18 protein-coding genes are annotated in these 20,660 nt (G+C 50.6%); 11 read left to right on the forward strand and 7 right to left on the reverse strand.

The features are described 5' to 3' along the window. On the reverse strand, nt 1-453 hold the full coding sequence (locus tag PJDR2_RS12720) for a MarR family winged helix-turn-helix transcriptional regulator (protein WP_015844104.1): 453 nt from the start codon (nt 451-453) through the stop codon (nt 1-3). A 136-nt stretch (nt 454-589) separates the two neighbouring features. Between PJDR2_RS12720 and pdaA the strand changes: the two genes are divergently transcribed. Further along, a complete protein-coding gene (gene pdaA, locus PJDR2_RS12725) occupies nt 590-1,384 on the forward strand; it encodes a delta-lactam-biosynthetic de-N-acetylase (protein WP_015844105.1) in 795 nt (264 codons plus the stop codon). Here the strand turns inward: pdaA and PJDR2_RS12730 are convergent. Continuing rightward, on the reverse strand, nt 1,381-2,478 hold the full coding sequence (locus tag PJDR2_RS12730; protein ID WP_015844106.1) for a branched-chain amino acid aminotransferase: 1,098 nt from the start codon (nt 2,476-2,478) through the stop codon (nt 1,381-1,383). The genes pdaA and PJDR2_RS12730 overlap by 4 nt on opposite strands. A 116-nt stretch (nt 2,479-2,594) precedes the next feature. On the opposite strand from PJDR2_RS12730, the gene PJDR2_RS12735 reads away from it, so the two are divergent. After that, nucleotides 2,595-3,485 (forward strand): LysR family transcriptional regulator, encoded by an 891-nt coding sequence (locus tag PJDR2_RS12735; RefSeq protein ID WP_015844107.1) that lies wholly within the window; start codon nt 2,595-2,597, stop codon nt 3,483-3,485. 37 nt (nt 3,486-3,522) lie between these two features. Here PJDR2_RS12735 and greA read toward each other — a convergent pair whose 3' ends face one another. Further along, entirely contained in the window at nt 3,523-3,999 is a 477-nt protein-coding gene (greA, locus tag PJDR2_RS12740) for a transcription elongation factor GreA (protein ID WP_015844108.1), read from the reverse strand. Between the two features lie 359 nt (nt 4,000-4,358). Between greA and PJDR2_RS12745 the strand changes: the two genes are divergently transcribed. From PJDR2_RS12745 to PJDR2_RS12755, 3 genes are all read left to right on the forward strand, one after another. Next, on the forward strand, nt 4,359-6,314 hold the full coding sequence (locus PJDR2_RS12745) for a methyl-accepting chemotaxis protein (RefSeq protein WP_041613432.1): 1,956 nt from the start codon (nt 4,359-4,361) through the stop codon (nt 6,312-6,314). 89 nt (nt 6,315-6,403) lie between these two features. After that, nucleotides 6,404-6,826 (forward strand): VOC family protein, encoded by a 423-nt coding sequence (locus PJDR2_RS12750; protein WP_015844110.1) that lies wholly within the window; start codon nt 6,404-6,406, stop codon nt 6,824-6,826. Nucleotides 6,827-6,921: 95 nt separating this feature from the next. Next, nucleotides 6,922-7,443, forward strand: a complete 522-nt coding sequence (locus tag PJDR2_RS12755; RefSeq protein ID WP_015844111.1) for a GNAT family N-acetyltransferase — start codon at nt 6,922-6,924, stop codon at nt 7,441-7,443. Here the strand turns inward: PJDR2_RS12755 and PJDR2_RS12760 are convergent. Then, complete coding sequence (locus PJDR2_RS12760; protein ID WP_015844112.1) at nt 7,440-7,970, reverse strand: GNAT family N-acetyltransferase; 531 nt, start codon at nt 7,968-7,970, stop codon at nt 7,440-7,442. The genes PJDR2_RS12755 and PJDR2_RS12760 overlap by 4 nt on opposite strands. A gap of 96 nt (nt 7,971-8,066) precedes the next feature. Between PJDR2_RS12760 and PJDR2_RS12765 the strand changes: the two genes are divergently transcribed. Next, complete coding sequence (locus tag PJDR2_RS12765; RefSeq protein WP_015844113.1) at nt 8,067-9,182, forward strand: DNA alkylation repair protein; 1,116 nt, start codon at nt 8,067-8,069, stop codon at nt 9,180-9,182. A 25-nt stretch (nt 9,183-9,207) separates the two neighbouring features. Here PJDR2_RS12765 and PJDR2_RS31910 read toward each other — a convergent pair whose 3' ends face one another. Both PJDR2_RS31910 and PJDR2_RS12775 read right to left on the reverse strand, forming a co-directional pair. After that, on the reverse strand, nt 9,208-9,711 hold the full coding sequence (locus PJDR2_RS31910) for a GNAT family N-acetyltransferase (RefSeq protein ID WP_015844114.1): 504 nt from the start codon (nt 9,709-9,711) through the stop codon (nt 9,208-9,210). A gap of 26 nt (nt 9,712-9,737) precedes the next feature. Beyond that, complete coding sequence (locus tag PJDR2_RS12775; RefSeq protein ID WP_015844115.1) at nt 9,738-10,169, reverse strand: VOC family protein; 432 nt, start codon at nt 10,167-10,169, stop codon at nt 9,738-9,740. Between the two features lie 185 nt (nt 10,170-10,354). Here PJDR2_RS12775 and PJDR2_RS12780 point away from each other — a divergent pair, with 185 nt between their 5' ends. The 5 genes from PJDR2_RS12780 (at nt 10,355) to PJDR2_RS12800 (ending at nt 19,873) form a co-directional block, all read left to right on the forward strand. After that, nucleotides 10,355-14,320: a collagen-like repeat preface domain-containing protein gene (locus PJDR2_RS12780; protein WP_015844116.1), complete on the forward strand. Its 3,966-nt coding sequence runs from the start codon at nt 10,355-10,357 to the stop codon at nt 14,318-14,320. Nucleotides 14,321-14,469: 149 nt separating this feature from the next. Continuing rightward, complete coding sequence (locus tag PJDR2_RS12785) at nt 14,470-15,735, forward strand: class I SAM-dependent methyltransferase (protein WP_015844117.1); 1,266 nt, start codon at nt 14,470-14,472, stop codon at nt 15,733-15,735. 2 nt (nt 15,736-15,737) lie between these two features. Continuing rightward, complete coding sequence (locus PJDR2_RS12790) at nt 15,738-18,326, forward strand: metallophosphoesterase (protein ID WP_015844118.1); 2,589 nt, start codon at nt 15,738-15,740, stop codon at nt 18,324-18,326. Between the two features lie 76 nt (nt 18,327-18,402). Beyond that, on the forward strand, nt 18,403-19,203 hold the full coding sequence (locus PJDR2_RS33490) for an aminoglycoside adenylyltransferase domain-containing protein (protein ID WP_015844119.1): 801 nt from the start codon (nt 18,403-18,405) through the stop codon (nt 19,201-19,203). Beyond that, on the forward strand, nt 19,196-19,873 hold the full coding sequence (locus tag PJDR2_RS12800) for an HAD family hydrolase (RefSeq protein WP_015844120.1): 678 nt from the start codon (nt 19,196-19,198) through the stop codon (nt 19,871-19,873). The genes PJDR2_RS33490 and PJDR2_RS12800 overlap by 8 nt, the downstream gene beginning before the upstream one ends. 26 nt (nt 19,874-19,899) lie before the next feature. On the opposite strand, the gene PJDR2_RS12805 is transcribed toward PJDR2_RS12800, so the two are convergent. Next, on the reverse strand, nt 19,900-20,508 hold the full coding sequence (locus tag PJDR2_RS12805) for a hypothetical protein (RefSeq protein WP_015844121.1): 609 nt from the start codon (nt 20,506-20,508) through the stop codon (nt 19,900-19,902). Nucleotides 20,509-20,660 lie beyond the last annotated feature (152 nt).

Raw genomic sequence — 20,660 nt, forward strand, 5'->3', positions numbered from 1 at the left:
TTACTCCTTATCTTGATCAATTAAGTTTCTTGCATGTTCATTCAATTTCTTCAGCAGGCTTGTCATTTGCTCATATTCCTCCGTTGACAAGACTTGCGCGATTTCAACCATTGTACTGTATTCAATCGGCTCGATGGCATCAGCCGTTGCAATTCCTTGTTCGGTAATATAGACCTGGAAGGAACGTCGGTCATGCTCGCTGGCACGCTTCGTAACAAATCCTTTTGCTTCCAAGGAATCGAGGATTCTGGTTGTTGTTGGCTTATCTTTGCCTGCACGGTCAGCAATTTCTTTCTGAATCAATCCATCTTCCTCGCGAACACGGTAAAGAACAGCCCATTGTTCTGGCGTCAGGCCAAATTCCTTGATGCGGGAACTAAAGAAATTCGTTAGCTTCCGGTATGTCGCTCCGAGCAGGAAGCCGATCGAATGATCCAATCCTTTCTGATGCATTGTTAATCACGCTCCAAATTAGTTGTTACAACAACTATATGCCTGACAACTAATTTTGTCAAATCAAAATAGTGGATTGGAAACAAAAAATGAGGAGAAAATAAACGGACTACACATGGAGGAGCGAAAGCGAGGAATGAAAAAAACATCAGCATGGATCCATACGTTATGGATTGCAGCCGTTTTGACCTTGCTGGTTGCGCAGCATCCGGCTGAAGCACAGCAGGGGCCGTTTCATTTTGGATTCAAGAAAAGCACAGGCGGGCAGCTGCCGTCCATCAATGAAGAGGGCTTCAAGGATATTGTCATGAAGCATGGGGCGATTTTTCTCGGGGATACAAGCAAGAAGGAACTATATATGACCTTCGATAACGGGTATGAGAACGGGTATACCCCAAAGGTGCTTGACGTGCTTAAGGAGAAGCAGGTGCCCGCGATCTTTTTTGTAACGGGGCATTACGTGAAGGACAAGCCGGAGCTGGTGAAACGAATGGTTAATGAGGGCCATCTGGTTGGCAATCATTCCTGGACGCATCCGGATATGACGCAAATCTCGTCGAGTCAAATCCGTACAGAGCTCGAAAAGGTAAGGGAGCAGGTTCAAACGTTAACCGGTCAGCAAGCCATGACCTATTTGCGGCCTCCAAGAGGAATTTTTAGCGATAATGTTCTCGCCGTAAGCAAGGATTCCGGTTATACGAACGTATTCTGGTCCGTCGCTTATAAGGATTGGGACGTCAATCAGCAAAAAGGAGCGGGCTTCGCCTTTAATCAAGTCGTCGCACAGCTTCATCCCGGAGCGGTAATCCTGCTTCATACCGTATCCAAAGACAATGCTTATGCGCTCGCCTCCATTATTGACGAAGCCCGCAAGCAAGGTTATGAATTTAAAAGTCTTGATCAAATGGCCGTCAAGACCTATGGCAATTAGTTCGAGATAAGATGCTCGGAAGGTTCAAGAACAATGGACCAGCCGAACGGATCTTCCACCGTACCTTTTTGGATACCGGTCAGCGTGTCGTACAGCTTTTGCGACAGCTCGCCGGTATTTCCTTCGTTAATGACATAACGCGCACCTTCCCAGGACAGTTCCCCGATTGGGGAAATAACAGCGGCGGTACCCGTACCAAACGCTTCAACAAGACGGCCTTCCCGATGGGCCGTAATAACCTCTTCAATGGACAACTGTCTTTCTTCAACCGGCACGTTCATATGTTTGAGAAGACGGATGATCGAATCGCGGGTAATGCCGTCCAGAATGCTTCCGTTCAGGGCAGGCGTTACAACCGTACCGTCAATGTTGAAGAAGACGTTCATGCTTCCAACTTCCTCGATATATTTGCGGTGAACCCCGTCCAGCCACAGAACTTGGGATGCGCCGTGCGCGTAAGCCTCTTCCTGAGCTTTCAAGCTTGCCGCGTAGTTGCCGGCAGTCTTCGCGTTGCCCACGCCGCCGCGTACCGCGCGAACGTATTGGGATTCCACGTGAATTTTAACCGGATGAATGCCTTCCGCGTAATAAGAGCCTACCGGAGACATGATGATCATGAACATGTATTGCGTCGATGCGTTAACGCCAAGCTGTGCTTCGGTTGCGATAACGAATGGACGTACATACAGAGAAGTTTCCGCGTCGGCAGGGATCCAGTCGCGGTCAGTCAGAATAAGCTGTTTCAGAGCTTCAAGAGCCAGTTCCTCGTCAACAGCAGGGATGCTAAGACGTGCGTTGGAACGGTTCAAACGCGCCATATTCTGCTCCGGACGGAACAGACGGATTTTGCCATCGCCGGTCAGGTAAGCTTTAAGGCCTTCAAAGATCGTTTGGCCATAATGGAATACTTTCGCTGCTGGATCAAGAGTAATCGGCTGATAAGGGATAATGCGCGGGTTGAACCAGCCGCCCTTAGCTGCGTCATAGTCCAAAATGAACATATGGTCCGTGTAATACTTGCCAAATCCAAGCTCGGATGCTTTAGGTTTTTGCTTTTTGTTAGTAGAAAGTTCAATTGTTATGGCCTTGTTCATCGTCTTTGATCTCTCCTTGTTGCTAGTTATAGTTGAATCGTACCATGCCAGCCGATATATTTAAAGTATCTGTTTTATCGCGAACACATACCGAAAAGGTATATTGGGGGCAGGCTATGGATATTCGACAGTTAAGGTATTTTTTGGCGATTGCCAAAGAAGGACAAATTACCCGGGCAGCGAAAGCGCTTAATATGGAGCAGCCGCCGCTCAGCCGTCAACTGAAGCTGATGGAGGATGAATTAGGCGTCATTTTGTTCGACCGGAGCGGGAAGGGACTCACTCTGACGCATGCCGGCGAGCTTCTGCGGGACAAGGCCGAGAAGCTTCTGCAGGAATTCAACGAGACCATGCATGAAGTAAAGGAGCTCGACGCGGGCTTGCACGGCATGCTGGCTATTGGCTCGGTTGTATCCTGCATTTCTCTTCTGCCTCCGCCAATCGAACAATTCCGCAGGCTGTATCCGAATGTCACATTCAAAATCTGGGAAGGTGATCACTTCATTCTCGGCAATCTGCTGGAGAAGCGGGATATCGAGCTGATTGTGGCGAGGCTTCCCTTTGAATCGACGCTGCATACGCAGCCTTATTCGGTCCTGCCGCTTCCTTCCGATCCTTACGTAGCCGTTCTTCCGGCCAGCTGGGTGAAGGGCCCGGATAAAAATACGATGCTGATGAGCGAGCTTGCGGATATGCCGTTTCTGACCCTCAAGACGGACAAAACGATCGGGATGCATCATCGCGTAATGATCGAAGCGAGGGCGCATGGCTTTGAACCAAAGGTCATCTGCGAATGCTCCAGCGTTGCCATCATTGTAGCTCTTGTGGCGGCCGGTATCGGCGCGACGGTATTTCCCAAATCGGTTATGGCCTCATTTCCGCTTCCTACAATTAAAATGCTCACTATCTCGGATGCGGATTTCCAATCGGAGGTCGGCATTATTTGGCTGAAGGACCGGTATCTGTCGAAGAGTGCCCGGAACTTTATCCGTTTGTTCGAGGAATGAAAAAAAGGATGCAGCATCGTATGCTGCATCCTATTCTTTATCCGTTCGCTTTGATCTCGAGAAGCTCATATTTGATGACGCCGATTGGCGCATCCACGCTGATCGTATCTCCAACGGATTTTCCCATAAGCGCTTGGCCCATCGGGCTCTCATAGGAGATTTTGTTTTCGAATACGTCCGCTTCCGCAGGTCCGACGAGGCGGTATTCGATTTTCTCAGCGACTTCAATGTCGTTCAGAACAACAATGGCGCCTACACCAACTTTTGTTGTATCTTTCGAATTGGATACCCGGGCAGTCTTGAGCATTTTCTCCAGCTGCGTAATGCGAGTCTCCATGAAGGCTTGGTCGTCTTTCGCCGAATGGTATTCGCTGTTTTCCTTCAGGTCTCCATAGCTGATGGCTACTTTCAGACGATGCGCCAGCTCGGAGCGTTTGACCGTCTTGAGCTCTTCAAGCTCATCCTCCAATTTTTTAAGACCTTCAGGTGTTAAAATGATTTCGTTTTTTGCCAACCTCGACAACTCCTACCATTGATTTTCTCTGATTCGCTTCCTACATCTTACACTATCCATAAGGGAAAAGAAACTTGGGCAAGGCTCCCAGCAGGAACATAAAACTAACATATTTCTAACTTAAAAGAAATCGAAAACTCAAATTTATAGTGTAGGATATGTCGTGCTGGCATTACGCAACTTTTATTCCTGACGGACCTCAATCAACAAGAAATGCTACCTCAGACCGAGGTCTTTTTGAAACGCCAAGCCGTTTCACCTTGCGTGCCGACATTACAGAGAGGGAGTAAATGAGAGAAATGCTGAAGAAGAGGTTCAAACTACCCAGGTTATTTCAAACGCGGAAGATAGCCCACCGTGTGTTGATCACGACATTGATTATCGCGATTGCAATCGTAGCGTCCATGTCGACAGCTTTATTTCTTGCGAACTCCTCGTTATTTAAAAACCAGATTAAGAAAGAACTTGGCCAGCAGGCCGACGTCATTACGGCAAGGCTCGACGAAGAGGTGCAGTCGAAGGTATCCAAGATCAATGCGCTTGCAGGTGTAGGCCAATACTTTGGCGAGGATGCCGAGAAGCATCAGGAATTGATCGAGCATTTTATTAAAGAAAATCCGGAATTGATGTCCCCGGGCTATTCGCTTGACATGTCAGGCAAGAATTTTGTTGCAACGCAATCCGGTGACAAGATTGATCTATCGGAACGGCCTTATTTCAAATCCTTGTCGGAAGGCAATTTGACGGTCAGCGATCCGCTAGTGAATAAACTTGATCCTTCCAAGGTATCTATCGTAATCGCAGCTCCTCTTAAACAGGATGGAAAAGCTTATGGCTTCTACGCATTCGGTTACGAAATAAACAAAGCTGCGGCGATTGTAAGCGAAACGAAGGTCGGAAAAACCGGCTATGCGATTCTGCTGGACAGCAACGGACTTGTTGTCAGTCATCCTAAAGAAGACTTGGTCATGAAAAAAACGGTCTACGACATGAACATGCCGGAAACGGTGAAGGCGTTCGAAATGGCCAAGCAAGGCAAGGACACGAACTATTCCTATATCTTTAACGGGGAGAAAAAGATCGGCTATGCCGAAGCCACGCGCAACGGTTATGTCATTCAATTATCGATATCGGAACAAGAAGCGATGAAGCCCGTTACGGACATGCTCTGGAAAACGATCGGAGTTGCCCTCGCGGTAACCTTGCTTGCTCTAATCGCTACTTATTTCTCGGCCAACCAGATGGCGAAGCCGATTGTTTACATATCAAATGTCGTTAAAGTTCTCGCAAGCGGGGATCTACGGCCAAGACTGGAAGTCAAAGCGAGAAACGAGCTTGGCCAGCTTGCGGATAATATGAACGAGATGCTGGATTCGTTCTCCGACACGATCGGCAAAGTAAGCTTTGCGGCGGAGCAGCTGGCCGCTTCCTCCGAGGAGCTGACTGCCTCATCCATCGACTCAGTCGATATTTCGAGCCGTATTGGAGAAGCGATTCACAATGTGGCTGCAGCCGGCGAGAATCAAATGATCTCTGCCGAGCAAACCTCGACTGCAATGGAAGAGATGGCCTCCGGCGTGCAGCGGATTGCCGAATCGTCCTCGGTTGTTGCCGAAGCTTCACAGACCTCATTCGATGAAGTCCAGCTTGGCCAGGTTGCCGTTACTCATGCCGTTGAGCAGATGAAGCTTATTCACGCATCCGCAATCAAGTCTGCCGATGAAGTAAGGGAACTGGAGCTTAAGTCGAACCAGATCGGCAGCATTGTATCGGTTATCCAAGAGATCACGAATCAGACGCAGCTGTTATCGCTTAATGCGTCCATCGAAGCTGCACGGGCAGGGGAGCATGGCAGAGGTTTTGCCGTAGTTGCCAACGAAGTGAAAAAGCTGGCGGAGCAGTCGGCGCAATCCGCGTCCGAAATTACGGCACTGATTCAGGAAGTACAGGGAACAACGTTACGTGCCGCGCATGCGATGAATCAGGGTGTGAATGATGTAGAGATTGGATCGGAGCTTATTAATGAAGCGGGCGAGGTATTTGGCCGCATGACGGCAACGTTCCAGGAGATCTCCAGTCAAATCCAAGAAGTATCTGCCGCATCGGAGCAAATGTCCGCGGGGACGGAAGAGGTTACGGCGTCGATGACCGAGATTGTATCGATGACGCAAACCACGCATAACCATTCCCAAGATATTTCGCAGGGTGCCTCGAAGCAGCTGTCATCCATGAAGGATATTTCGGCGTCTGCCGAGGATTTGAGCCATATGGCGCAGCATTTGCAGGAAGTGCTGTCGAAATTCAAAACGAATTAACAGGTTTTGATTATTTAAATCGAAAATGGTACAGTATGGAAGGGTAGCCATCCAACGATTTTATAATCGTCATACAAGGAGAGATCGAGATGTCAGTTGATGCTTATTTGAACTTTGACGGAAATTGCCGTGAAGCGGCGGAGTTTTATGCCGAAGTATTTGGACTGGACAAGCCGAAGCTGATGACATTTGGCGACGTGCCTCCCAACCCGGAATATCCTTTGCCGGAAGATGCGAAAAACTTGATCATGCACACGCGCTTGAATATTGGCGGCAGCAACGTGATGTTCTCCGACGTATTCCCGGGCATGCCGTTTACGGTAGGCAACAATATTACGCTGGCCTTCGTGGAGGAAGACGAAGCCAAACTCCGTTCGGCCTTCGATCGTCTGAAGGTTGGCGGCAACATCGCGATGGAGCTGCAGGAGACGTTCTGGAGCAAGCTGTACGGTCAGGTTACCGATAAATTCGGTATTCATTGGCAGTTCAATCTCGGAATTGGCGAATACTAACTAATAGTTATCTAACAAAAATAGAAGGAACCAGTAGTCTGTTAGGGCAGGTACTGGTTCTTTTTTTATACCGGAAAGGAGACAGGAATGTCGGCATGATTATACAAATGACACCTTCAAATAGATTCGATTATAACAAGTCCAACGAAAGCTTTCTCGTAACCGGACGTATAATCCCCAAGTTTGAAAACGATTATTGGACCTATACGGAAGAGAGCTTTTCTGAACCGTACTTGAAGCAATATGAGAACGATGATATAGACGACTCGTATTTGGAAAATGCAGATAAGGCTGTTTTTTTCTACTACGAGGACGATAAATGCATTGGCCGGATTAAACTCCGTTCCAATTGGAACGGCTTTGCGCTTGTCGAAGATATCGGGGTATCCGGCAGCTGGCGTAAGCAAGGCATCGGAACTCGATTGCTAGAAAAAGCGGTTGAGTGGGCAAGGCAAAATCATCAGATTGGTCTTATGCTCGAGACGCAAGACGTCAATTTATCTGCATGCCGTTTCTATGCCAGGAATCATTTTATCATCGGCGGGATGGATACGATGCTCTACTCCAAATTTTCCACGGCACAGGAGAAGGCTATTTTTTGGTATCGCATATTTTAAATACGGTTTAGCAGAGAGTAGATGTAAGTATCATGCGCCTTCCCGTCTTGAACCATATAATCCCTAAGAATGCCTTCTTGTTGAAACCCCAGCTTTGCCAGCAGATGATTCGAGGCTACGTTTTCCTTAAACACAACGGCACCAATGCGATTTAGCTTAAGCTCTTGGAATCCGAACCGCAGAACTGCGGAAATCGCTTCTGAGGCGTATCCATTCCTCCAGGATTCGGGAAGAAGCTCATATCCAACCTCGGCTCTTCTATGCCTTGGGGACCACTGATTAAAGCCGATGGTACCGATAAGATCCTTGGCATCCTTACGTTCAATTCCCCAGCGAATGCCGCGCCTTTCCGCATAGCTTCTTGAGAAAAAATCAATAAGTGCCTGTGCCTGGTCCATATGCTCCAACGCTTCTTGTCCGTAATGCATGGTAACCTGTTTGTTCGAAAAGCAAGCAAAGATGTCTGATCGATCCTCGCACGTGATCTCTCTTAAAAGCAATCGGTCAGTCTCTAGAACAGGGAACATGCGGTTCCTCCTTCACGCTACTTTGCAAAACAAGAACAAATGTTCTATAATGGGCGTATGACTACGACAAAGAGATTATCGAAGAGAGGTACTCCATTGGCTGAGCCGTTAAAAGATATGTATGACGAAGCTTTCCTGCGGCAATTCGCGGATAAAGTGCTTGCCGCTTATCCGGCGTTTGCGAAAGAGGCTTTTGTATCGGATGTTATGAATGAACAATGGAACGAGTTGGCGCTGAAAGGGAGGATCAGGCAAATCTCAACGGTACTGGGCAGGCATTTGCCGGCAAATTACGGTGACGCGCTTGCAGTCTTGTATGCGATCTGCGAGGAGTGCAGCGGATTCCCGTATCTGTTCTTCCCGGATTTCGTTGAGGTGTACGGCGGAGCCGAGGAGCATTGGGAGCTGTCCATGCAAGCCCTGGAGAGATTTACTCCGAAATCTTCGGCGGAATTCGCCGTCCGCGTGTTTTTGCTGCGTGATCCCGAGCGTATGATGAAGCAAATGCTGACCTGGGCAAGCGACCCTAATGAACATGTGCGAAGACTGGCAAGCGAAGGCTGCAGGCCACGTCTTCCATGGGGCCAAGCCTTGCCCGTCTTTAAGAGAGAGCCTGCGCCGCTGCTTCCGGTACTTGAATTGTTGAAGGAAGATCCTTCGCTGTATGTACGCAAGAGCGTTGCCAACAACCTGAACGATATTACGAAGGATCATCCGGATGTTGTATTGGACTTAGCGCGGCGCTGGCAGGGGCAGCATCCGTACACGGATTGGATTATCCGTCATGCCTGCCGGAATCTGGTTCGCCAAGCTCATCCGGAGGCACTGGCCATTTTCGGTTATGCGATGTCGGTAGACTCGGCCCCCATTGTTACCTCGGCAGATATTCAGGCCCGGCCTTCCATTCTGGAGATTGGCGACAGCTGCAGACTGGAATATGAAATGCAAGTCCAAGAGGGAGAACCGCTGCATCTTAGGATTGAATACGGAATAGATTTCGTGAAATCGGGCGGCAAAACTTCACGCAAATTGTTCCTGTTATCAGATAAGACGGTTCCGGGCGCTTCAAGGCTGTCTGGAAGCAGGGTTCACCGGTTCGCGGATTTATCCACCCGGCGGCATTATGCGGGAGAGCATCGTATCGTTCTGATGGTTAACGGCGTTGAAACGGCTTCCACGGTGATTGAACTGCGGCCTCAAGCTGCTGAATAGAGTGAAGAAGAGCTATGCCAAAGCCTTAAGTCTTGGCATAGCTCTTTATTTCATATTGGTAAAAGGCAGCCGGGTACATTTCCATTGCGAGTCTCTCTCCAACCAGCGTGAAGCCATGCTGTTCGTAAAATTGCCGAAGAGCAGCACGGTCAGCTGCACAATCCAGCTTCAGGAATTTTTTCCGGGACACCTCGGCAAAACTTTTCGCATATCGGATCATGCTGCCAGATAACCCGGTCTTCGCATGTTTCCGTCTAATACACAGTTTGTGGAGATACAAGGCTTCGCCCTCCTGGTCTTCCGGCCAGAAAAAGCTGTCCTCATCCTGCAAAATCATAACCGCGGCAATCTCCCCGTCCATAAAGGCTGCATAAAAATGGTTTATCGTTAGTCCATCCATCAGGCTTTGCACATGAAGATCGGATTCATCCCACATCCGGTTTTTGTTAGCGGCTATCCATCTTGCGCCTTCCGTCAAGACCTCAATAAACAAATCGATCTCAGACTCGTCAATGCTTCGGATTTCCACGAAGGAACAACCTCCTCCCCATGAAGTTAGTACGAAATCATTGCGCCACGCTCGTCAAAAACGGCTGTGGGATTCCAGGCCACTTCCCACAGATTGTTTTCCGGATCGGCGAAATATGCGGTACGGCCTCCCCAGAACGCATCGCTTGGTTCCCTTAGAATAGTACCGCCAATCTCTCGGATGTGATTTATGACCGAGTCTACTTGCGCAGGCTCGTCCAAGTTTATGGCAAATGAAGACGCGCGGTAGCTATCTTTGTCTTGGGTAAAGGTTACTCCGGCGTCTTTGGCTAGTTCCTCAATCGGGAAGAGGGTCAAGATGACGCCTGCAGTTAGAAATGCAGCATAGTTATCCGAACTGTGGGCGCCTTCCTCCCAACCCAGCTTCTGATAGAAAGCGCGAAGCGCAGGTAAATCATAAGCACCAATCGTTATCAAGCTTACTCGCTGAGGGATCATAGCATTTGTCCTCCTAAAAAATAATAGTTAATGGAATATTGATCCAATTATATCGTCTCGGAATTTGGAGTGGCAATAGGGAAAGCAGGTAGTTATGTTAAAAACCTTTTGTACGTAAGTATATAGGTTGTAGCAGTGGTTGTTATTGCGTGGAGCCTTAAGAGAAGTAAGAGGGGGTGAAACGGTTGAAACGCCGGAAACCGATTAAAGGCGCTTCGGGAAATCCGAATAGACATAAATACAAAATAAAAGGATTTGGACAAGAAACGGGTACGGTACTGCATCTTCTGCAAGAGCTAAGGACGATTATACCCATTGTGCTGCAAGAAGCTCCGACACCTCAGGCAGTAATATGCCTTCAGGAACTTTTGAGCAGGCTGCTTAAAATAACGGAGTGCTCGAGAATAAAAAACGCGAATAAAGCCCGCCTGGTTGCCAGAATAGAGCTGGCTCTCTTAACGGCTAAGATAACTCCTTTTGCAACCCTGAGCGTCGGTATTGCATTGCAGCAGCTGATAAATGTTTTGTTGTCTATCGTGAGGCAGGGCTGTCTTGATCCCAGTTATACGAGCCGGTTAATAACGATTATTTCTTCTATTCAGGCGATATTGGCTAATGCGTTAAGATGCCATTGCCAACCGGGTGCAACGGGAGCTACCGGGCCGGGAGGACCTGCGGGGCCGCAAGGTGCGCAGGGGGCGCAAGGAGCACAGGGGCCGCAAGGAGCACAGGGGCCGCAAGGAGCGCAAGGAGCACAAGGAGCACAAGGAGTAGAGGGTGCACCAGGAGTTCAAGGTGTGCAAGGGCTTGTTGGAGCAACCGGTGCGACGGGGGCGGTAGGTGATCCTGGAGAGACGGGTTCAACCGGTCCAGCCGGTGAAGCAGGAGCAACTGGGCCAACAGGGGCAACCGGTGTAACAGGGCCAACAGGCAGTGGCGGAGGTGAACCCGGAGCTACAGGTAATACTGGCGCAACAGGAGCGACAGGTGCGACGGGAGACATGGGCGAGACGGGAGAGACGGGAGTCACGGGAGTCACGGGCGAGACGGGGGCAACGGGTGCGACAGGTGCGACGGGAGCGACGGGAGCAGCGGGGGCGACGGGTGCCACGGGCGAAACAGGAGCAACGGGAGCAGCGGGAGCAATGGGTGCGACGGGGCCGACAGGAGCAACGGGTGAGACGGGTGCGACAGGAGCCACAGGTGCGACGGGAGCCACGGGCGAGACAGGTGCGACAGGAGTAACAGGCGAGACGGGAGCGACGGGTGCGAAGGGGGCGACAGGAGCAACGGGCGAGACGGGTGTGACGGGAGCCACAGGTGCGACGGGGGCAACGGGTGAGACAGGAGCCACTGGTGCGACGGGGGCAACGGGCGAGACAGGCGAGACGGGAGCCACAGGTGCGACAGGGGCAACAGGTGCGACAGGTGCGACAGGGACGACGGGAGCAACGGGAGCGACGGGAGTAACGGGTGCGACAGGAGCGACGGGCGAGACAGGAGCGACGGGAGCCACAGGTGCGACAGGAACAACGGGTGCGACAGGATCGACAGGTGTTACGGGAGCGACAGGACCGATAGGTGTTACGGGAGCGACAGGACCGACAGGAGCGACGGGCGAGACGGGTGCGACAGGTGCAACAGGCGAGACGGGAGTAACGGGGGCAACAGGTGCAACAGGTGCAACGGGAGCGACGGGAGCGATGGGTGCGATAGGAGCAACGGGTACGACGGGAGCCACGGGAGCCACGGGCGAGACGGGTGCGACAGGAGCAACAGGAGCAACAGGAGCAACGGGAACTACGGGAGTGACAGGTGCCACGGGTGAAACGGGAGTCACAGGTGCGACGGGGCCGACAGGAGCCACAGCTGCGACAGGAGCTACGGGCGAGACAGGTGCGACAGGGACGACGGGAGTAACGGGAGCGACAGGAGCAACGGGAGCAGCAGGAGCAACGGGTGCGACGGGAGCAACGGGTGAGACAGGGGCAACAGGTGCGACAGGTGCGACAGGTGCGACGGGAGCCACAGGTGAGACAGGAGCCACAGGTGCGACGGGAGCAACGGGCGAGACAGGTGAGACGGGAGCCACAGGTGCGACAGGAGCCACAGGTGAGATGGGGGCAACGGGCGAGACAGGTGCGACAGGAGCCACAGGTGCGACGGGGGCAACGGGTGAGACAGGAGCAACCGGAGCCACGGGGTCGACGGGAGCAACGGGAGTAACCGGAGGGACGGGTGCAACAGGAACGACGGGCGTAACGGGAGTCACGGGCGAGACGGGTGCGACAGGGGTGACGGGCGAGATTGGAGCAACAGGAGCCACGGGGTCGACAGGAACAACGGGGGAGACGGGAGCAACGGGATTAACGGGGGCGACGGGTGCGACGGGAATAACGGGTACGACAGGAACCACGGGAGGCACAGGTGCGACAGGAGCAACAGGAGCCACGGGCGAGACAGGTGCGACAGGGGCAACAGGAGCCACGGGAGCTACGGGCGAGACAGGAGCGACGGGAGCCACGGGCGAGACAGGAGCGACGGGAGCTACAGGAGCAACGGGAGCCACGGGCGAAACAGGTGCGACGGGGGCGACAGGAGCAACGGGAGCGACGGGATTAACGGGAGCGACGGGGGCGACAGGAGCAACGGGCGAGACGGGTGTGACGGGAGCAACAGGTGCGACGGGGGCGACAGGAGCAACGGGAGCGACGGGATTAACGGGAGCGACGGGGGCGACAGGAGCAACGGGCGAGACAGGAGCTACGGGAGCAACGGGAGCCACGGGCGAGACAGGTGCGACAGGAGTAACAGGCGAGACGGGAGCGACGGGTGCGACAGGTGAGACTGGAGCCACGGGTGCGACAGGTGAGACTGGAGCCACGGGTGCGACAGGTGCAACAGGTGTGACAGGAGCGACGGGGCTTACTGGAGCAACAGGTGCCACGGGCGAAACAGGTGCAACGGGAGCGACAGGAACAACGGGCGAGACGGGAGCAACGGGATTAACGGGCGCGACAGGAGCTACGGGTGTGACAGGGGCAACAGGTGTAACGGGCGAGACAGGTGTAACGGGGCCGACAGGAGCCACGGGTGCCACGGGAGCCACGGGGTCGACAGGAGCTACGGGAGCGACGGGTGTAACGGGTGTAACGGGTGCGACGGGTGCCACGGGAGCAACCGGAGCCACGGGAGCGACAGGAGCTACGGGAGTAACGGGAGCGACGGGGGCAACAGGAGCAACGGGAGCAACAGGAGCAACAGGCGAGACGGGAGCGACAGGGGCAACGGGAGCGACGGGAGCAACAGGTGCGACGGGAGTAACAGGAGCCACAGGAGCGACGGGGCCGACAGGAGCAACGGGAGCGACGGGGGCGACAGGAGCAACGGGCGAGTCGGGTGTGACGGGAGCAACAGGTGCGACGGGGGCGACAGGAGCAACGGGAGCGACGGGGGCGACAGGAGCAACGGGCGAGACAGGAGCTACGGGAGCAACGGGAGCCACGGGCGAAACAGGAGCGACGGGAGCTACAGGAGCAACGGGAGCCACGGGCGAAACAGGAGCGACGGGAGCCACAGGTGTGACGGGAGTAACGGGAGCCACAGGGGCGACAGGATCAGCGGGAGCAACAGGAGCAACGGGAGCAACAGGAGCCACCGGCCCGAACATATTGACGGAAGGTTTTTCGGGGTTTATTAGTACGTTGAACTTGTCGGCAAGCCAGCAGTTGACCAACTGGTCGACGGCGTCACCGTATTTTACAAGCGCCAGCTTTAATGCGACGACAGGCAATTATACGGTTCCGGTAACCGGCAGATACGAGATTCTGGCAACGATCAACTATTCGACAACAGCCGCAATCTCCTTATCATTGGGGGCGGGCGTCAATCCCTCCTTTGCCGTCCAACGGACATCGCCAACGGCCACGACGCTTATTAGCGGTTTATTCCCGCTTCTTAATGTCAATGTCACGCTTCTCAACCTTAGGGCCATCTTGGGAAATGGCACGGTTACCTTATCCGGTGACGTGACTTTAAATGCGGGTGATGTAGTCGGGTTGTTTTACAATGCGGATGGGCTTACCGTTGCGTTGGTATTAGGCGGTGCTAACTCGGGAGGAATTGTCTGGAGTATGCACCGTTTAACTTAAAAAGAGACTGCAGCACGATGGTTCCTCAGGCCATTGTGCTGCTTTTTTTGCCCTCAATAAGTGTGTCGTAATACTTTTGCCATGTTCCTTGATTGGAAGATATGTGAAAATTCGATTAGAAGTTGTGAAGGAAGAAGGGAATGAACTTTATGGCCATCGTACAGTTGAAATCTACGAATCCGAAATTTACTTATCTCTTAAAAAAGAATCCGGGCTCCGGCATGCAAATCCGTTCCGTCCGGAAAGGTATGGCCTATGGCTGGTATACCGATGACTCGGCTTACAATGTCTATTTCAAGGATGCGGACAATGAAGTGTCCTATAAAGAAAACGAGACGGAACAATTCGAGTATTTGAATGTTTCCCGATATAATACGCCGTTGTTTCCGCTTAACGCCATCAACGAATTTTTCTCGGCGCCTTACAAAACCCAGCATCAAGAGGACGTAGACGGCTTCGGGCATACTTTTTTAATCAATATGGTTCATGTGGAATGGGTCCGCTATATCGAGATGTTCGAGAAGCATATGCGGGATTGCAGCTTTGATTGCCAGTCATTATCCGGCAAGAGCTATACGTTAACGATCACAACCGAGAAGAGCTTGTATCATCTCCTTCATGTGGTTAGCGTCCTCTGTTTGTTCCTGGCAATGTCAAGCAAGGAGTATATCGATATTAACGACGAAGTTCTTGAAAAATATATTCATAGCATTCAAGTCATTGATGCTCCCTTTTATATTCGCAGCCTATTCGCTAGAAACTTCCTGCAGTCCAAGTCGAGCTTCTGGAAGTACAAACAAGCATTGGAGCGCACGGAACGTTACGCCATTGACTTTGATTTTGGCGGAACGGCGTTTCAGAGAAGGAATTATATCGGCAGCTCTCTTAAATTCGATAAATCGATATTGGATGTCGGCTGCGGGGAAGGCTTTTATGCGATACCTTTCGCTAAAAAGACAGAGGGAAGTTATTATGCGATCGATATTAACGAGGATTTGCTTGCAACCGTGGAACGAAAAGCAAGTTCGAAAGAAATCGACAATATTGCGCTTTACCGTTCGATTGAGCATTTCCTGGAGGACTACAACGGGGAACAGGTCGATATTATCATGACCGAAGTTATCGAGCATATGAGCAAGGATGAAGCCAAGCAGCTTATTCAAACGATTTGTGCCCATATCGATTTCGATCAATTTATTTTGACAACGCCTAACGCCGACTTTAATCCCTATTACGAGCTCCAGAACATGAGGCACGAAGATCACAAATGGGAGATGACGCAAAAAGATTTCCGGCAGTGGTTCGAGGATATCGTTCATGAAATCAAATGGGATGTTGAATTTATCGCAATCGGCGATGGCGTGAACAGCGTCCGGACGACGCAAGGCGTTATTTTGAAGAAAAGAGGGGCATAACCATGGAAATCTCAACGAAAGTCCATACCATCTTTCTAATGGTCGGATCAACGGAATGCGGGAAATCTACCTTCGCGAACGAGATATTGATTCCGAGCCTGAAGTTCCGGGATGAAGAGAGGGGCATTATCTCCAACATTCAATATTTGTCCTCGGATTCCATCCGGCAGGAGGTATTGGGGTTTGATTACGATAAATATGACCGGGTCATGATGGAAGCTAGCGATCAGGCTTTTCAATTATTGTTTACTAAGCTGAAGCTTGTAACTTCCTTTCCGGTCAACGCAGAATTCGTCATTGTAGATACGACGGGACTTGCAGAGGATTTCCGAGCAAAAGTGAGAGAAATCGCCTATCAGAACAACTACAATGTGGAAGTTATCCTGTTCGATTATCGCAACCGCGCCGATTATTACGCTTCCGAGCGTTCCAAAAAAGTGATCACGGCACATATTAACCGTCTCAAGACCGAGGTGCTGCGATCTTTATCCAGAGAAGGCTATTCAGCCGTTCACAAAATTAGGGCCAAAGATTTTTACTCCGTCACGGAGAAAAAAGCAAATCCCGAATACCGGGTTCACATCGAGAATCTGGATGACTACCTGGCAACCGGTCTGCCAAGCCGCTATAAATATATTGTGGTAGGGGATATCCACGAATGTCTGGATACGTTTCAATCCCTGCTGCGCAGCTACGGTTATCAGATTGATGGGAATAGCTTAACGCCTGCCGACCGTGTCAAAGATACGAAAATTGTGCTCGTGGGAGATTGGATTGACAAAGGGAAACAGACCAGGGAAACGATTCGGTTTCTTTATGAGAATCGGGAGCATTTCTATTTTGTGCTGGGTAATCACGAGAACTTTGTCCACAAGTATTTAAAAGGGGATGTTCACGGAGTCGACCAGGAGCTGCTGCATACGTATTTTGACTCCACGCAGGTACTTGCAGGCGATCCGGAGCTGCTTGATCAATTCCATCAGCTTGTTGCGGCTTCGAAGCCTTTTTACCGCCTTGTTGGCGGCAACGGTTCCTCTTTTTATGTCACTCATGCGCCATGCCGGAACAAATATATCGGCAAGCTGGATACGCCTTCGGTTCGCCATCAGCGGAATTTCCGGATTGACCGCGAAGCAGACTTGGAATCGCAGCTGAAATTTCTGGAGGAAGAAGCGGTGAGCAATTATCCGTTTCATGTATTCGGGCATGTCGCCGCGAAGAATGCGTTCCGGCTCAAAAATAAAGTCCATGTCGATTCCGGCTGCGTGCATGGTAACGCATTAACCGCTGTGAGCCTGTCATTTAAGCCGTTTTTCAAATCCCAGCCATCCAATCAGGCTTATATGACAGAAGAGCTTAAGTCCGTATTTGTAACGGAAAGGAAAGTAGCGATTCAGGATTTAGGGGAAGAGGAGCTGCGCCGCCTTCGCTACGCCACTCATCACAAGATCAATTATATTTCCGGTACGATGGCGCCGGCGGATAAGGATGATTCGGCGGGCCAATTGGAATCCATCCGCAAAGGTTTGCGGTATTATGCGGAGCGCGGCGTGAGGGAAGTTGTGCTGCAGCCGAAATATATGGGCTCGAGGTGCAATATTTATCTTCATTCCGATGCGGAGCAATGCTTTGCGATCAGCCGTAACGGGTACAAAATCAAGAAAGTGGATATGAACGCTATTTATTCCGGGCTGCTTAACAAATTTGGCGGTTATATGAAAGACCATGCTATAGAAATGCTTATCCTCGACGGCGAGCTGCTTCCATGGCAGGCAATGGGAGAAGGATTAATCCAACGGCAATTCAAGCCTATTGAAAAGGCGTTAGAGTCAGAGATCGCTTTTCTGCAGCAGAACGGATTCGAGGCGGCTCTTCATCAGTTGACCGAGGGATACCGCGAAAGCGGCTTCGAGAAGGATCGGCATCATACGCCAAAGGCGGAGTTGATCAAGAAATATGGATCGATAACTTATCAGAACTATAAGCATCTGCCTGCCGTCCTCGATGCTTATATGCCGCTTGATGTCCATCAGGACGCTTACGAAACCTATAAGCAGCAAATGGAGCTGTATGCCGAAGAAGGAGAGCTTGCGTATAAGCCTTTTGCATTGCTGAAAATCATTTATGCCTCTGGCCAAGAGGAGCTTCCGGCGGGCTGGAAAACCTCCGAGATGTACCGTTTTCTCTCGGACGACGAATTCCTGCTCCTTGATTTAACGAAGGAGGACGCTGCTGAGCAAGCGGAGCGATTCTTCTCCAAGCTGACCGTTGAACAGAAGATGGAAGGAGTCGTTATCAAGCCGGAAACGACCGATGGTCAGATGGTTCCGTTCATCAAGGTTCGGAACGCCGAGTACTTGTCCATCGTGTACGGATATGACTATCGATTCCCGCATAAATACAACAAGCTGATGAAGCAAAAGAATGTCAGTCAGAAGCTTCGTACCTCGGCTGCGGAATACCGGATCGGTCAACGGATGCTGGCCATTCCTCACGCAGAGATCTCGCCGGATAATGAGCATTACAAAAATATTGCTGCAAATCTGCTGTTTGAGGTGGCCAAAGAAAAGGAAATCGACCCAAGGCTGTGAGAACGGGAAATAAGGGATGTTGTAAATCCCCCTCCTGTGCTATTCTCTCCTTATCCTATAAATGAGGGTGAAACGGATGAAGGTGCCAGATCAAGCCCAAGCGATCCTGGATCGATACTTTGCCAGGTTGAACAAGGATCTGCCCGGCCTCTTGGAAGCCTTCTACCTGTTCGGATCCATCTCGCTTGCCTCCTTTCAGGAAGGGGTTAGCGATTTGGATTTTGCGGCAGTCACCTACCGGCCGTTAACGGAGCAAGAAGTGAAGGTCCTGGAGCGGATCCATCTCGATCTGGAGAAAAGCCGTCCGAAGATCAGCCTGGACGGCAGGTACATATGGAAGGTAGATCTGGGGAGTCTCAAAGATCAGGATTGCCCTTACTATTATTTTAATAGCGGCAGACTTGTAGGATTAGAGCGGTTGCGCAAAGATTCGGTTGATGCGTTTCAGCTCAAGCGCTACGGCATTGCGATTATTGGACCGGATCCCCAAACCTTCGGCTATACAACCGATTGGGATGTTTTAACCCGTAACATGAAGTTGAATCTAGAGCATTATTGGCTGAACTGGAAACGACGAGTCGAGAAATTTCCTTCCTTGCCTTACTTCGGCATGTTTTTCAAAGGCTGGATGATTGAGTGGGGAGTGCTTGGCGTTTCCCGCATTTATTACTCGATTAAGGAACGGGATCTGATCTCAAAAACCGGGGCAGGTCAATATGCCATGCAGCATGTACCGGCAAGATGGCATCGCATTTTACGGGAATCCATTCGTATACGAGAGGGCAACTCTAAATCCTTGTACCGTTCCGTCTTCAAACGCAGACAAGATGCCTTGGCTTATATGGACTATATGATTAAGGAGTGCTTGAATGAATAATTTCGCTGCCGTTATATTCGATCTCGACCAAACCTTGCTGGATAAACATCAATCCTCAATCGGATTCGCCAATCATCAATATGATGCTTATGCCTTGGAAGCCTTTCGTATAGACAAAGGGGAGTATATTCGGAAGTTTACGGAAATGAATCATGTCGTCCGTCCGAAGGAAGAGGTCTATAAAGATCTAGTCGGACTCTTCGCCATTGACAGCTCCTTGCTTCCCGTTATGCTGGAGGATCTGAATCAGAACTTTTCGAAGTATGCTATCGGTTATCCGGGGCTAAAGGAAATGCTTAGCGGTCTGAAGAAGGCCGCATTCAAATTAGGCATGATTACGAACGGAAGAGCATTTTATCAGAGGGACAAAATACGGGCATTAGGCATCGAGTGTTATTTTGACGATATTATCATCTCGGAAGCGGTTGGTTTACGAAAGCCGGATCCTGCTATTTTTCAATTATCCCTGACCAACCTGAACGTATCTGCAGCGGAGGCCGTCTTTGTCGGCGATAACCTGAAGAAAGATATGATTCCGGCGAAGGAGCTGGGGATGAAGACCATATGGAAGCAAATGGCCGATCCTAACGAGTATGCAGACTTCGCATGCGATGATTTATCGGAGATTCCGAATCTAATCTATAGCTTCGTACAAACAAAAACCGGGTAACACCTTCGTGTTCCCGGTTTTTCCATTTACTTTTTATTAGTTTCCAAAAACTTTTCCATCTCATCCCGGTTCGCATTGTCGCCGGAGGGAGCGGTGTTCGTTACCCCCCAATAATCGCGTTGGACGGTATCTTTATTAGGGAATGCGTATAAGTCCAAATCATGCAAAATACGGTGCATGAAACGCAAAGCATCCGGATCATGCTTCTTGCGGGCAATATCGGCAAGTTCCATCAGGTTGTTCATATCAATCTGCAGGCCTTCGACGCTAGACAGGGCTTTGCCGATGTCTTCGTAATTTTTCGTGTTGAAAACCTCCGACGCGAGAAACTCTTCCCAGGCTGTATCGTTGTCAGGCTTGAAATTATCCAGCCCGCCGCCTGTTACCTTGAGATCAAAGGTCGAATGATATTCCTTGATCTTCGCGACCGCTTTTCCTTCCGTCGAATTCGCCGCAAAGTCAACCTGCGGAATATGCAGCGGCAGTGCTGTATCCGTTGTTTCCGTTTTATCGGTTGTTTCAGTCTTATCCCCACTATCCATGGCTTTAAGAACGTAATTCGCGCCGATGGCTCCCGCACCGCAAATGAGTACAAAAGCGATAGCAGCGCCAATCAGATTCTCTTTTACTCGCAATGTATAAATCCTCCCTTAGCTGACTGTGACAATTGCAACGTTTAGTGTACCAAAATATGAACCCGTATGGAAATCTTCGAAAGTACCAAAGTGATCACTTCAATCCTTCTAAAGTCTTTATTTCGAAATATACATTTTCGTAAAGGAGGATC

It is taken from the genome of Paenibacillus sp. JDR-2 (genome assembly GCF_000023585.1).
GTDB lineage: Bacteria > Bacillota > Bacilli > Paenibacillales > Paenibacillaceae > Pristimantibacillus.

Excerpts from the sequence above, each read along its gene's own strand:
- pdaA (WP_015844105.1), top strand. The coding sequence starts at position 590 with ATGAAAAAAACATCAGCATGGATCCATACGTTATGGATTGCAGCCGTT.
- PJDR2_RS33490 (WP_015844119.1), top strand. The coding sequence starts at position 18,403 with ATGAAGGTGCCAGATCAAGCCCAAGCGATCCTGGATCGATACTTTGCC.
- PJDR2_RS12800 (WP_015844120.1), top strand. The coding sequence starts at position 19,196 with ATGAATAATTTCGCTGCCGTTATATTCGATCTCGACCAAACCTTGCTG.
- PJDR2_RS12750 (WP_015844110.1), top strand. The coding sequence starts at position 6,404 with ATGTCAGTTGATGCTTATTTGAACTTTGACGGAAATTGCCGTGAAGCG.
- PJDR2_RS12775 (WP_015844115.1), bottom strand. The coding sequence starts at position 10,169 with ATGATCCCTCAGCGAGTAAGCTTGATAACGATTGGTGCTTATGATTTA.
- PJDR2_RS12790 (WP_015844118.1), top strand. The coding sequence starts at position 15,738 with ATGGAAATCTCAACGAAAGTCCATACCATCTTTCTAATGGTCGGATCA.
- PJDR2_RS12720 (WP_015844104.1), bottom strand. The coding sequence starts at position 453 with ATGCATCAGAAAGGATTGGATCATTCGATCGGCTTCCTGCTCGGAGCG.
- PJDR2_RS12785 (WP_015844117.1), top strand. The coding sequence starts at position 14,470 with ATGGCCATCGTACAGTTGAAATCTACGAATCCGAAATTTACTTATCTC.
- PJDR2_RS12755 (WP_015844111.1), top strand. The coding sequence starts at position 6,922 with ATGATTATACAAATGACACCTTCAAATAGATTCGATTATAACAAGTCC.
- PJDR2_RS12760 (WP_015844112.1), bottom strand. The coding sequence starts at position 7,970 with ATGTTCCCTGTTCTAGAGACTGACCGATTGCTTTTAAGAGAGATCACG.
- PJDR2_RS12735 (WP_015844107.1), top strand. The coding sequence starts at position 2,595 with ATGGATATTCGACAGTTAAGGTATTTTTTGGCGATTGCCAAAGAAGGA.
- PJDR2_RS12730 (WP_015844106.1), bottom strand. The coding sequence starts at position 2,478 with ATGAACAAGGCCATAACAATTGAACTTTCTACTAACAAAAAGCAAAAA.